At 45.0% G+C, this 13791-nt stretch carries 8 protein-coding genes; 6 read left to right on the plus strand and 2 right to left on the minus strand.

The annotated features are described in order from the left end of the window. The first annotated feature begins 3242 nt into the window (after positions 1 to 3242). Positions 3243 to 3956 carry a DUF6977 family protein gene (locus RH96_RS06175; RefSeq protein ID WP_010198625.1) on the plus strand — a complete coding sequence of 238 codons (714 nt, stop codon included), beginning with the start codon at positions 3243 to 3245 and terminating at the stop codon, positions 3954 to 3956. A 179-nt stretch (positions 3957 to 4135) separates the two neighbouring features. Here the strand turns inward: RH96_RS06175 and RH96_RS06180 are convergent, their stop codons facing one another. Beyond that, a complete protein-coding gene (locus RH96_RS06180; RefSeq protein WP_026037166.1) occupies positions 4136 to 4963 on the minus strand; it encodes an IclR family transcriptional regulator in 828 nt (275 codons plus the stop codon). A gap of 176 nt (positions 4964 to 5139) precedes the next feature. Here RH96_RS06180 and RH96_RS06185 point away from each other — a divergent pair, with 176 nt between their 5' ends. Together RH96_RS06185 and RH96_RS06190 are read left to right on the plus strand one after the other, a co-directional pair. Then, a complete protein-coding gene (locus RH96_RS06185; RefSeq protein WP_010198628.1) occupies positions 5140 to 6324 on the plus strand; it encodes an acyl-CoA dehydrogenase in 1185 nt (394 codons plus the stop codon). Positions 6325 to 6521: 197 nt separating this feature from the next. After that, positions 6522 to 7730: a CaiB/BaiF CoA transferase family protein gene (locus tag RH96_RS06190; RefSeq protein ID WP_010198632.1), complete on the plus strand. Its 1209-nt coding sequence runs from the start codon at positions 6522 to 6524 to the stop codon at positions 7728 to 7730. A 68-nt stretch (positions 7731 to 7798) separates the two neighbouring features. On the opposite strand, the gene RH96_RS06195 is transcribed toward RH96_RS06190, so the two are convergent. Then, positions 7799 to 8569 (minus strand): IclR family transcriptional regulator, encoded by a 771-nt coding sequence (locus RH96_RS06195; protein ID WP_010198635.1) that lies wholly within the window; start codon positions 8567 to 8569, stop codon positions 7799 to 7801. A 328-nt stretch (positions 8570 to 8897) separates the two neighbouring features. On the opposite strand from RH96_RS06195, the gene RH96_RS06200 reads away from it, so the two are divergent. The 3 genes from RH96_RS06200 to RH96_RS06210 all read left to right on the plus strand — a co-directional run bounded on the left by RH96_RS06200 (position 8898) and on the right by RH96_RS06210 (position 13599). Next, positions 8898 to 10364 carry an NAD-dependent succinate-semialdehyde dehydrogenase gene (locus RH96_RS06200; RefSeq protein WP_010198637.1) on the plus strand — a complete coding sequence of 489 codons (1467 nt, stop codon included), beginning with the start codon at positions 8898 to 8900 and terminating at the stop codon, positions 10362 to 10364. 169 nt (positions 10365 to 10533) lie between these two features. Beyond that, entirely contained in the window at positions 10534 to 11796 is a 1263-nt protein-coding gene (gene gabT / locus RH96_RS06205) for a 4-aminobutyrate--2-oxoglutarate transaminase (protein ID WP_010198640.1), read from the plus strand. A gap of 360 nt (positions 11797 to 12156) precedes the next feature. Beyond that, positions 12157 to 13599: an APC family permease gene (locus RH96_RS06210; protein WP_010198643.1), complete on the plus strand. Its 1443-nt coding sequence runs from the start codon at positions 12157 to 12159 to the stop codon at positions 13597 to 13599. The last annotated feature ends 192 nt before the right edge of the window (positions 13600 to 13791 follow it).

The following is a 13791-nucleotide window of genomic DNA, read 5'->3' on the forward strand; positions in this document are numbered from 1 at the left end:
CCTATCCCCTCGTGTGCCTTGGCAGTCTCAGTAACCGTGGCCTCAGCCACCGTAGACGTTAATGGCAGTGGCGACCAAGTTGCTTTAGAGCTGGGTGTTGCAACCACCATCACTGACGACAATGGTGATGCGATTGGTGACTTGACCCTAAGCGCAGATGGCAGTTACACCTTTGATCCAGCGCCTAACTTCAACGGCACCGTGCCACAAGTGAGCTACACAGTGACTGACCCTGAAGGCAACACTGACAGCACCACCTTAGACATCACGGTTGAGCCAGTAGAAGATGTACCGGTCGCGAACCCTGAAGTTGAGAGCACGCCTGAGGACACTGACTTAACAGGCAATGTGCTTACTAACGACACCGATGGTGACGGCAACACCACCCTAACCGTGGCCTCAGCCACCGTAGACGTTAATGGCAGTGGCGACCAAGTTGCTTTAGAGCTAGGTGTTGCAACCACCATCACTGACGACAATGGTGATGCGATTGGTGACTTGACCCTAAGCGCAGATGGCAGTTACACCTTTGATCCAGCGCCTAACTTCAACGGCACCGTGCCACAAGTGAGCTACACAGTGACTGACCCTGAGGGCAACACTGACAGCACCACCTTAGACATCACGGTTGAGCCAGTAGAAGATGTACCGGTCGCGAACCCTGAAGTTGAGAGCACGCCTGAGGACACTGACTTAACAGGCAATGTGCTTACTAACGACACCGATGGTGACGGCAACACCACCCTAACCGTGGCCTCAGCCACCGTAGACGTTAATGGCAGTGGCGACCAAGTTGCTTTAGAGCTAGGTGTTGCAACCACCATCACTGACGACAATGGTGATGCGATTGGTGACTTGACCCTAAGCGCAGATGGCAGTTACACCTTTGATCCAGCGCCTAACTTCAACGGCACCGTGCCACAAGTGAGCTACACAGTGACTGACCCTGAAGGCAACACTGACAGCACCACCTTAGACATCACGGTCACGCCGGTGAACGACGCCCCAGTCGTTTCGGCAGCTTCAACCCGAGTCTCGGAAGAAGGTCTCATTTCTCAAGGAGGTATTGTCGATACAGCAGGAAGTAACGACACTACAGACAATGCGACTTCAACAGGTGAGATCACATTCACTGATGTTGATAACGTGTCTATTGCTGACTTTAACATTGAGTTGACAGGACCAAGTGGTATCACCGTTCAGGGTAATGCTGTTACATGGACGTGGAATGATGCTACAGACACTCTAACCGGTCAGGCCGTGTTGGCTGCAGGTGAACCCGCAATTGATGTGATGACTATACAAGTCAATGACATTACAGCTAACGGCTCTGATTTTGTTGCATCTTACGATGTAACGCTATTGCATGCTATTGATCATCCAACCAATGATACTGAAGACGAGCTTGATGTGACATTCGGCGTAGTTGTCAATGATGGTAATGATGACTCACTAATTGCGGATCTGGTGGTTACCGTTGAAGACGATCGTTCTTTGTTGGCTGAAGGACCTATCGATGTCAGCTTGAATACTGTCAGTTCAAATTTATCTATTATCTTAGATGTATCGGGTAGTATGAATGCACTTGCAGATGCTAATGATCCAAATAGTGGTACCCGCTTAGATGTTGCTAAAGCCGCGATGATTAGGTTGATTGATGGTTATGCTGAGTTTGGTGATACGATGGTACAGATAACTCTATTTTCATCTACGGCTGAAACCCAAGATTTATGGATGACTGTCGATGATGCAAAAATATACGTTAACAGTATTCCGGGTACCGGTGGTGTTACCAACTATGATGCAGCCCTCGATATCGGTATGGAAGGCTTTAGTAATCCTGGTAAAATTGTTGGTGCTCAGAATTACTCTTACTTCTTGACAGATGGCGAGCCGTCTGCAGCACAAGGTGGGGTCGATTCACTATCGGGTAATGCTTCTGTAGCTGACCCTAACGATTTTGGTATTCAACCGAATGAAGAGATTATTTGGACAGATTTTTTAACAGCTAACAGCATTAAGTCGTATGCCTATACGTTTGGATCGGACTTTCCGATTGATGCTGTATTACCCATTGCTTATGATGGACAGCAAGGAGTAGATAATGATGGTCTTGCCGATAAAGTAAATGATATAAGTGAGTTGGGTAATGTTTTAATTGATTCGCTTAGTGATCGCCAACCTAAAGTTAGTAGGGACTTGATTAGAGGAAGTCTCTCATCAGACACTGTATCTGAATATGGGTATGGAGCAGATGGCGGCAATGTCTTAAATATTACGATAGATGGCACCACCTACGTATATAGTTCTACTGACGGTAGCATAACTGTACAAGGTGATAATCGTTCCACTTACGATCAAGCAACAACAACGGTAACTATCAGTACGCTTACTGGAGGTGTTGTATCACTGAACTTTGAAACGGGTATTTTTGAGTATCAAGCTAGAGCCACAGATAACGGCTACCAAGAGAATATTGCCTTTTCAGTACAAGATAATGATGGCGATATCGTGTCTGCTACACAGGTATTAAATATTACTCGTAACGCTGATAATGACTATCTAGTAGGTACTAACCAAGCTGACACATTGAGTGGTGGCATAGGAGATGATACTTTAATCGGTCTGAGCGGTGCAGATACCCTATTAGGTGGTGATGGTAATGATATTTTGATATTTGATAGAGATGATGTGTTAATCGATGGTGGTCAAGATATTGATACTTTAATAATTAACGATCCGAGTATTGTCGCTAATCTTGATTTGACTAATGTCACTAACTTTGAAAGCATTAATATGATCAATAATACTGCTCAAACGCTAAATCTAGGATTGAGTGATGTTATTAGTATGACTGATGCTAATAATCAGCTGTTTATTAAAGGTGATAGTGTTGATACTGTCAATATATCCGGTATGACTAAGTCTGGTACTTCCGATCAAGTTGGTTATGATTTGTACCAAGACAGTGGTAATCTGGCAAAGTTATATATTCAGAACTCTATAGATGATAACGTTGTCTAATAATAAGGTATAATTAATGATAAAAGCGCTCCTAAAGGGGGCGCTTTTTGATACATAAAACCAGTGTTATTCAGGCTATAGTTGAGGCAATTCAAAAGTTTATGGTGTGTTAAACATATTACAAATACTCACGGTTAGCGCCATGATCAAAAGATCAAACACGCCCTAATACAAAACCATTAAGCCCTAATACAAAACCATCAATAAGGCACATCGCTATGGAACAAGCACAAAACGCTGTAGAACACAGACCTGTATTCATGCCCAAAGTCAACAGTGACAATTTGGTAAAAACGGATATGGTTAGGTTTGAGCGGCATGTGGGATTTGCAACTAGACAAAAGAAAAAGTCCATCAATGACCTGCAACAAGTCATTCGTAAAAAATATGGATTTAAGCAAGTGTTAGAGCTGTCGAGCAAATCTGGCAATAAGTTGAGTTTTCCGCTAAGCCCGTTCAGCTTAAAGATCACTGATGCGCATGATGGCAATCAATATAGTGTCGAAAATGCCTTTCAAGCCAGCATGGTTTTTGAGGACGGTGGGCCTTACCTTGACTTGCTGATAGTACCGCCAAGACAAGCCAGAAAGGACGAGCGATTAACCACCTCAGGAGAACTCACTGGCTATAATTATTTTGGTATGGAGTGGGGTGTAGAGCCGTTAACCGTGTTTTATGATTGGCTGTATGTAAATGCCCTAAAGCAAAATCCTCAGCTGCACGAGGAAGTGATGCAATATCAGGCCTTTACTGACATCACCTTTAATCCAAAAAAATCCATCCATTGCGCGGCCTATGCATTGGCTCTGTTTGTGGCGCTCAATAAACGAGAGTTGCTCGATAATATTGAAGACCCAATAGCGTTTTATAATTTATGTGATGAGTTCAAAATCAGTAATACTGAGCAGCTTTTGGAAGAGGGTTGGGTCTAATGGCTAGACAGAATATGCTTTAGTACGCATAGTCAAAAGACCCTAAAAACGCTACGGCACTGCTGATATCAATTTTTCTTGCTTGCTGTGCCTGCGCAGACAGAGGCTACAAAAAATTGATATCAGCAATGCATGATGTATCGATATTACTTTTCACTGACTATATATAGTTCAAATGTTTAAACACCACTCCCAATCCGCTCAGCCAATGCCTGCAACTTTGGCACAATCATCGCTGCATAGTCGGCGCTTTTCCAGTTGGCACTTGGCACACTGGCATTGAGCGAATAAGCGTATTGTCCCGTTGCGACATCATACACCCCAACAGCGACTGCCAATATGTCAGTAGAAAACTCCCCATCTGACACGGTATAGCCATATTTTTCATAATGCTCTGCCGCGCTGGCTAGGGCGATTTGCGCATGGTCATAATCCTCGGCAGACAAATTCTCTTTTAGATTGCTACTGATCACAGCCTGTCTCGCCTGTGAGCTTGCGGCATAGAAGGCGCGCCCGATAGCAGTACGTGCGACGGGTACGGCTGAGCCAACTTGTAAATTGACGGATAAGCGTGCAGGGCTACGACAGCAGGCGTGATAGCGCATCTCACCTTCGACTTCAGTTGCCAAATTCACCGATACTTCATTGCTGCTGGCGAATTGCCGTAATAGTGGCTCAGCATACGAGACCATATCATGGCGACTCCACGCGGTGACGCTTAGCCGTACAGCACTACTGCCCAATTGATACTGTCCGTATTCATTCGTACGTAAAAACCCAAGCGTGGTCAGCGTATGGATAAGGCGAGTAACGGTCGCTTTTGGCAGATTTGTCATCTGACACAATTGCTGATGAGTGAGCCGCTCATGATGCTCAAAAGCGGCCAGCAATATCAATCCGCGACCCAGTGCCATCACAAATTGTCGGTCATTATCCTCCTTGCTTTGGCTCATGATTCCATGTATGCGTTCGAGTAGCGGAGTAGCTGTTGATAAGGGTTTCGTCATTTTATACTCATCTTTTTTTTATAAAGGTTTACAGCGTGGCTAAATTTTGCTTAAATGGTTTTAAATTATGAAACTAAGTTTCGCACAGCGGAATAACGAAGTCAATGACTTGTTAGACCAATTGATGTATCAATCACTACTCGTCAGTCAGGATGACTGATATCAAGGAGATCCACATGGCAACATCTACCAGCCCACGCTTTGATTGGGAAGATCCTTTTTTACTACGCGACCAGCTCACTGAAGAAGAGCGCATGGTCACGGACAGCGCCCGTCAGTTTTTTCAAAAAGAGCTGATGCCGGGCATCGTTGAGGCCAATCGTAATGAAAATTTCGATCGTAATATCATGCGTCAAATGGGTGAAATGGGCTTACTTGGCGTGACTATCGAAGGTTACGGCTGTGCTGGTTTATCCAGTGTTGCCTATGGTCTGATTGCCAAGGAAGTGGAAGCAGTTGACTCCGGATACCGCTCTGCGATGAGCGTGCAGTCAAGCCTAGTGATGCATCCTATTTGGGCATATGGCACCGAAGAACAAAGAGAGCGTTATTTGCCTAAGCTTGCTTCAGGCGAATATGTCGGTTGCTTCGGTCTGACTGAGCCAGATTCGGGTTCTGATCCGTCATCAATGTCTACTCGTGCGCGCGCAGTCGATGGCGGTTATGAGTTGACGGGTAATAAAATGTGGATTACCAACAGTCCTATCGCTGACGTGTTTGTCGTGTGGGCAAAAGATGATGCTGGCGAGATTCGCGGTTTTGTTTTAGACAAAGGTATGAAAGGGTTATCAGCACCGAAAATTGAAGGCAAATTCTCATTACGTGCCTCAGTCACGGGTGAGATTGTCATGGACAAAGTATTCGTCCCTGAAGCCAATGCTTTTCCAGATATCCGTGGCCTAAAAGGGCCATTTGGCTGCTTGAATAAAGCCCGCTATGGTATCGCTTGGGGTTCAATGGGTGCGGCTGAATTCTGCTGGAAAGCGGCTCGTCAATACACGCTAGATCGTAAGCAGTTTGGTCGTCCATTGGCAGCAACGCAGCTGGTACAGCTAAAGCTGGCCAATATGCAGACAGAAATCACCTTAGGTCTACAAGCCGCGCTACGTGTTGGTCGTTTGATGGATGAAGACAACGCCGCACCTGAGATGATTTCGCTCATTAAGCGTAATAACTGCGGCAAGGCGCTTGATATCGCTCGTATTGCGCGTGACATGCATGGCGGTAATGGTATCTCTGATGAGTTCCATATCATCCGCCACGTGATGAACTTGGAAGCCGTCAACACTTACGAGGGTACACATGATATTCATGCGCTTATCCTAGGCCGTGCACAGACAGGTATTCAAGCGTTCTTTTAAGCGTTTTTAGCTAATAATTTTTAGTACAACTGTATTTTATGACGTACGTTGCTGCTTGGCTTTTTATCACAAAGAGCATTAACAGTAGCGTACGTTTTTCAGTTGTTCTTCATGATTTAACCGTTAAGCAGCTAAATGATGAAGAACAATTTTATGATCAAAAAATCAAAGAACACACGACACAATAAGGGATTATTATGATTGATATGGCTAATATGCCAAAGGGTGCATTGCATGGTATCAAGGTGCTCGATTTATCGAGAGTGCTGGCGGGTCCTTCTTGTACGCAAGTACTTGCTGATCTTGGTGCCGAAGTCATTAAAGTTGAGCGTCCACATATCGGTGATGAAACGCGTCATTGGGCACCGCCAACATTCAGTGATGACACCTCCGCTTATTACGCCACTATTAACCGCAATAAAAAATCACTGACGGTAGATATCACTACGCCAGCAGGGCAGACCATTATCAAGCAGCTGATCGCTGACAGTGATATTTTGGTCGAAAACTTCAAAGTCGGTGGTCTGAAAAAATATGGCTTGGATTACGACAGTCTCAAACAAGATCATCCACGTCTGGTTTATGCGTCATTGACGGGTTTTGGTCAGACAGGTCCCGATGCTGCGCGGCCTGGTTATGACTATATTATCCAAGGGTTGTCAGGGCTGATGAGTATCACGGGTCCAAGCGATGGCGAACCGCACAAAGTTGGCGTGGCAGTGGTCGATTTGTTTGCAGGCTTGCAGCTGACGATTGGTATTCAAGCAGCATTATTGGCACGTCAAAATACTGGACTTGGTCAACACGTTGATGTAGCACTGCTTGACAGTGCGCTGGCGATGTTAGCTAATGTCGGTATGAATCATTTGGCCTCCGATAAGATACCACCGAGATTGGGTAATCAGCATCCCAATATCGTGCCTTATCAAGTGTTTGCAGGTCGGGGCGAGCAGCATTTTATTTTAGCTTGCGGCAATGACAGCCAGTTTGCCAAATTGTGTGAGGTGCTAGGTGTCGATTGGCATACCGACGAGCGTTTTGCGACCAATCCCCAACGTGTTGCCAATCGTACGCTGCTATGTGATGAGCTGGTTAATAAGTTTGCTGAGCAACCACGCAACTATTGGCTAGAGGTTTTAGATCAAGCAGGCATTCCATGCGGTGCGATTCATAACGTGGCTGAAGCTTTGGCCATGCCGCAAGCGCAAGCCCGTGAGATGATTGTTAATTTCACCGAGCAAGGCAGTCCGGTACGCGCACTTGGCAATCCTATTAAGTTGTCCGCATCACCTGTTAGCTATCGTACGCCACCACCACAATTGAGCGAGCATACTGATAGTACGCTGGCAAATTTGGGCTATGACAGTGAGATGATTGCTAAGCTTAAAGCGGATGGGATTGTTTAAGGCCTATCCTCAATTTAAACAGCATCGACCAAATGCCAAGTAAGCTTTTTGATTTTTTGCTCAAAAAGCTAAGCCAAATTCTCCGCCTTAAAACCCAAACGCTGCTCAATTTGTTCAGCCAATTCAATCAGCACGGTACTCACCTCAGTATACTTAGACTCGTATTCTGCCTGCAAAAAGCTAACCGCCATACCTGCAACGGCATTGCCTGAAGCATTGCGAATATAAGTACCCAAACAGTACATACCTTCGCGTAATTGCCCGTCATCGAGTGAAATACGACTGTCATGAATGGCGCTTAACTCAGCAGATAAGCTTACAAAGTTATCGACACCATTTGGTGTGAGCGGCTGAGGAAAGATACCTTCGTACAAAGATTCGATGGTTTGCATTGAGAGCGTAGACAAGAGCGCTTTACCAGTCGCTGAAAATACTGCCGGTACGCGCACACCAGCACGGAAAGTAAAACCAAGCGGGGCAGGCGTTTCGTGACAAGCTAAAAAAACAACTTCGCCCAAGTCCAATTTAGACAAGGTTACAGTATGTTGTAGCAAGACAGGGTGTTGGACGATAAGGTCTTTAAATAACTGTATGACACCTTGCTGCTGCTCATACTTGCCAGCCCAATACATCAAGTAGGAGCCTAAGTGAAAGCGGCTGTCACTATCTTTATAGATGACATGCTTGCCCAATAAGCTTTGCAATATATTGTGGGTTGAGCTACGCGGCAGTTTTAATTGCTTGGCGATATGAGCGGCAGTCAAGGGTTGTTGACTTGCCGTAATTAAATCTAAGATTTGAAAAGTTTTGTCCAATGCTGGAACGGCTGTTGTACTCATAAGTTGCCTATCAGAAAGTAAAAATAGAAATAGTGAAGATAATATTCAAAATAATCTTAATAAAGGTTGCAAAGAGTGGCGCATCATTCTTATAATGATGTCTCATATATAGAATTAACGTTCAGTATATTGAACAAATTACAGATGAGCAATAATTATTACTGACTGACCGTTTTGATTTTATTCTCTTGTAATGAGCTATTCAACAATGGATGGTGTTGCCGTTTTTTTAAATGGCATCGTTTTTAGCTGCCACTTTAAATCGCCACATTGTTCAATAGCTTACTCATAATAAATGCGCAAATCACGACCAACATGGAGTGTTACGATGCCAAAAAATACGCTAACCCTATCAAATCCAGATTTACTCAAACAATCTTGCTTCATTAAAGACGGCTGGCATGCTGCTAGTGATGACGCTGTGCTTGATGTAAACAATCCTTTTAACGGCGACCTCATCGGTACCGTACCAAGTCTCACCACAGAAGATGTCAACGAAGCCGTTGCTTATGCTCATGACGTCCAAGCGGATTGGGCAGCAAAAACAGCCAAAGAGCGTGCAGAGTTATTGCAAAAGTGGGCTGATCTAATCGATGCCAATAAAGAAGACTTGGCCATCATCATGACTGCTGAGCAAGGTAAGCCACTCACTGAGTCACGCGGTGAAGTAGGCTACGCCAATAGCTTTATCCGCTGGTTTGCCGAAGAAGGCAAACGCGTTTACGGTGATGTGATTCCTGCCAATAGCACACAGCTACGTCACGTCGTCCTTAAGCAGCCAGTCGGTGTTTGTGCCGCTATCACTCCTTGGAACTTCCCAGCTGCGATGATCACGCGCAAAGTTGCTCCTGCACTAGCAGCAGGCTGTACGATTATCGTCAAACCTGCTACTGAGACACCGTATTCTGCATTGGCGCTAGGCGTATTGGCTGAGCAAGCGGGTATTCCAGCTGGCGTCATTCAGGTTGTCACTGGCAAATCTTCTGTCATTGGTGAGATCTTAACGGGTGATGCCCGCATTCACAAACTGTCATTTACGGGCTCTACAGAAGTAGGCCGTACGCTGATGGCACAATGTGCACCGACTATCAAAAAGCTGTCGTTAGAGTTAGGTGGCAACGCGCCATTTATCGTCTTTGATGATGCCGATCTCGAAAAAGCCGCTACCGGCTTAATCGCTTCTAAATATCGCAATGCTGGTCAGACCTGTGTCTGCGCCAACCGCGTATACGTGCAAGACAGCATCAAAGATAAATTTTTAGACGTTTTTGTCAAAAAAGTCGCTGAGTTGAAAGTGGGTAACGGTTTAGAAGAAGGCGTCGATATCGGCCCTCTTATCAACAAAAAAGCGTTAGATAAAGTACAAGCCTTGCTCAAAGATGCGCTGGATAAAGGGGCAAAACTGGTCACTGGCGGTAGTGTCAACGCCGCTTCAGAACTGACTTATAACCCAACGGTTATTACAGATATTAGCAGTGATATGGATATCGCCTCTGAAGAAATCTTTGGACCGATTGCGACCATCTTTACGTTCAAGGATGAAGCAGAAGTTATTCGTGCTGCTAACGATACCATCTATGGCTTGGCTGCTTACTTTTATAGTAGCGACTATGCACGCTCATGGCGCGTTACCGAAGGTCTGGAGTACGGCATCATCGGTCACAATACTGGTTTGATTTCTACAGAAGTTGCCCCATTTGGCGGCGTGAAGCAGTCTGGATTTGGCCGCGAAGGTTCAAAATACGGCATCGAAGACTATGTCACGACTAAATACTGGTGCTCTGATATCAGCTAATAGCCCATAACATAGGTTAGTTGGCTCAATAATCAGCAAAACATTAATTAGCACAAATTTTTAGATATCAGTGGTGTTTTATGTCAAATAAACACCATTCGATCTCTATTAACTAAACCGCCAATCACTAGATGGCACTTATGTTACGAACAAAGAAAAGGACATTTCTATGACGACTACCAATCAATCATTACTTGAGCGCCGCAAAGCTGTTTTACCAACAGGATTGGGTGTTGCCTTTCCTATCTTTGCAGAAAGAGCAAAGAACTCAGAAGTTTGGGACGTGGAAGGCAATCGTTATATCGATTTTGTTGGTGGTATTTCAGTATTGAACACTGGTCACAGCCATCCAAAAATCACCCAGCGTGTCCATGAGCAGCTCGACAAATTTACCCATACTGCTGCACAAATGATTAACTATGAATGCTATGTTGATTTGGCTGAAAAGCTGTGCGAAAAAGCCCCTATCAGCGGTGATACCAAAGCTTTCTTTTTAACCACTGGCGCAGAAGCGGTTGAAAACTGTATCAAGATTGCTCGTGCTAAAACCCGTCGTCCAGGCATCATCTCTTTCGTTGGTGGTTGGCATGGCCGCACCATGATGTGTATGAGCTTGACTGGTAAAGTCTTGCCATACAAAAAGAATTTTGGCCCGATGCCAGGTCCTGTGTTTCATGCGTTATTTCCAGCAGAAGAGTTGAACGTCACCGAAGCACAAGCATTGCATAGTCTTGAGATGATTTTTCAAGCAGATATCGATCCTAGTGAAGTGGCTGCGATGATTATCGAGCCAGTACAAGGTGAGGGTGGTTTCCATCAAGTGACACCATCATTTGCCAAGTCTTTGCGTGACATCTGTGACGAGCATGGCATCGTCTTGATTTTTGATGAAGTACAGTGTGGTTTTGCCCGTACGGGTACGTTGTTTGCCACTGAGCAACTAGGCGTTGAGCCTGATTTGATGACTGCTGCCAAGAGTTTGGCGGGTGGCTATCCTATCTCTGCAGTCATCGGCCGTGCTGACATCATGGATGCCCCGCAAGTAGGCGGCTTGGGCGGTACTTATTCTGGCAATCCACTTGCTTGTGTAGCAGCACTTGCGGTCATGGAAGTCATCGAAGAAGAAAACTTGCTTGAGCGTAGTGTGGTGATTGGTGACAAAATCGAAGCTTTCTTAAAGGACTTAAACTTAAGCAGTATCGGTCATATTCGTCATAAAGGTGCAATGCTAGCGTTTGAATTAATCGATAGCGAAGGCAAGCCTGATGCCGCAGCCGCAAACAATCTAAAAGCAAAATCATTTGAGCAAGGTTTGCTACTAGCGTCTTGTGGTATGTATGGTAATGCCATTCGTGTGATGGTGCCATTGACGGTCGAAGACGAAGTGCTACAAGAAGGTCTTGATATTATTAAAGGCATCTTAACGGCTTAATAAGTATTGAGCCAATACTTGATAGAGCAGCAAGATTGCCCCTATGGCACTCGCTTTGAGTACATTTTTTACAACGGCGCCTTGCAAGTCAAGACGCCGTTGCTGTTTGTACTATTTGAATATCAAACAAATAGTGTAGTCAAGGAATTTTAGAATCGCTACAAGGCGACCGACCACAGATAGTACACTGAGTACATCTAGGGCGGGTAACACCGTAGCGGTTTAAAAGTGCTCTGACTATACATAACAGCTTGGATCAAAAGGTATATATGATAATTATGATGGGTGCTATCCCACTAAACAAAACATAGTGTGGCCGTAAAGGGTTAACACGGATGACACACAGACAAGGAGCAAATTATGTCTGAATTAAAAAAAACGTTAGGGACGCTAGATATTATCGCCTTAGCATTTGGTGCTATGGTTGGCTGGGGCTGGGTGGTTTTAGCTGGCGGCTGGATTTTATCTGCCGGTACGTGGGGCGCAATGCTGGCGTTCTTTATCGGTGGTTTGGCAGTGATACTGATTGGCGTGACTTATGCTGAGCTGGCAGCCTCCATGCCGATTACGGGCGGTGAGCATACTTACACCCATCGAGCGCTGGGGGTAAACGTGTCCTTTATTTGCTCATGGAGTATTCTATTCGGGTATTTCTCAGTAGTCGCCTTTGAGGCGGTTGCCTTGCCGACCGTCGTAGAGTATTTTATCCCCAATTATAACCAAGGCTATCTCTGGACGATTGCAGGTTGGGACGTCTATGCTACTTGGGTAGGCGTCGGGATGTTGGGTTCAATCATTGTGACTTGGCTCAATATTCGTGGTATGGAAGTCAGTGCATGGTTCCAAAAAACAGCGGTATTGGGCATTTTATTCGTTGGTACGTTACTGTTCATCGGTGCCGTCTTATTCAATCCTGAGAGTTCAAATTCGATACAAGCGCCAGCCTTTATTGGCGGTGCCGCAGGGGTCATGGCTGTTATAGTGATGGTACCCTTTATGTTTGTGGGCTTTGATGTCATTCCACAAGCAGCGGAAGAGATTGATTTGACTCGTCCTAATATTGGCAAGTTTTTGATTCTCTCTATCGTTGTTGCGGTGATGTGGTATGTGGGTATCGCTTGGAGTGTGGGCACGACTTTACCACTGGTACAAGCAGAAAACTCAACCCTCGCTACTGCTGATGCGATGACCAATGCGTGGCAAGGAAAATGGGCAGGTATCTTGTTGGTTATTGGCGGTGTACTGGGTATCTTGTCAAGTTGGAATGCTTTCTTGATCGGTGGTAGTCGTCTGCTTTATGCCATGTCAAAAGCACGTATGTTGCCAGCCTTCTTAAGCAAGCTGCATCCAAAGTATAATACGCCATCAAATGCAATTTTATTAATTGGTGGTTTAGCGACACTAGCGCCATTGTTCGGTCGTAAAATGCTGGTGTGGATCGTGGATGCAGGTGGTTTTGGTATCGTGATTGCCTATACTTGTGTGGCGATATCATTCTTAGTTCTACGCTACCGCGAGCCTGATATGGTACGTCCATTCAAAATACCCGCAGGCAAGCTTGTCGGTATGGTCACGATTGCGCTTAGCATTGGTATGTTGATGTTGTATATGCCAGGTATGCCATCGGCACTAACCGCCATTGAGTGGTGGATTTTCTTTGGTTGGACTGTTTTAGGTATTGCATTATATGGCTATGCAAGAGTGAAATATCCAGGCATTAGTGAGTCGATTATGGCAGAAGAGCTGCGTGAATTAAAAATCGTCAATCAATTGTGGTTAAAAGATAACCCACCTAAGCGCTAAGATTTTCGATAAGATATTTTTTCATCAATGATCACTCAACAAAAAGCCTAACATTAAATGTTAGGCTTTTTGTTTATCTAAGAAAAACGGGTGTAATGGACATTTTTCATGCTGACGTAGGGTCTAACGCTATATACTGTCTATATTTCCAAGGAATCAACGCCATGAATCAAAAAACTGCCCTTTTTGTAG

Origin of the sequence: Psychrobacter sp. PAMC 21119, assembly GCF_000247495.1 — a bacterium.
GTDB lineage: Bacteria > Pseudomonadota > Gammaproteobacteria > Pseudomonadales > Moraxellaceae > Psychrobacter > Psychrobacter glaciei.

Excerpts from the sequence above, each read along its gene's own strand:
- RH96_RS06175 (WP_010198625.1), top strand. The coding sequence starts at position 3,243 with ATGGAACAAGCACAAAACGCTGTAGAACACAGACCTGTATTCATGCCC.
- RH96_RS06180 (WP_026037166.1), bottom strand. The coding sequence starts at position 4,963 with ATGACGAAACCCTTATCAACAGCTACTCCGCTACTCGAACGCATACAT.
- RH96_RS06185 (WP_010198628.1), top strand. The coding sequence starts at position 5,140 with ATGGCAACATCTACCAGCCCACGCTTTGATTGGGAAGATCCTTTTTTA.
- RH96_RS06190 (WP_010198632.1), top strand. The coding sequence starts at position 6,522 with ATGATTGATATGGCTAATATGCCAAAGGGTGCATTGCATGGTATCAAG.
- RH96_RS06195 (WP_010198635.1), bottom strand. The coding sequence starts at position 8,569 with ATGAGTACAACAGCCGTTCCAGCATTGGACAAAACTTTTCAAATCTTA.
- RH96_RS06200 (WP_010198637.1), top strand. The coding sequence starts at position 8,898 with ATGCCAAAAAATACGCTAACCCTATCAAATCCAGATTTACTCAAACAA.
- gabT (WP_010198640.1), top strand. The coding sequence starts at position 10,534 with ATGACGACTACCAATCAATCATTACTTGAGCGCCGCAAAGCTGTTTTA.
- RH96_RS06210 (WP_010198643.1), top strand. The coding sequence starts at position 12,157 with ATGTCTGAATTAAAAAAAACGTTAGGGACGCTAGATATTATCGCCTTA.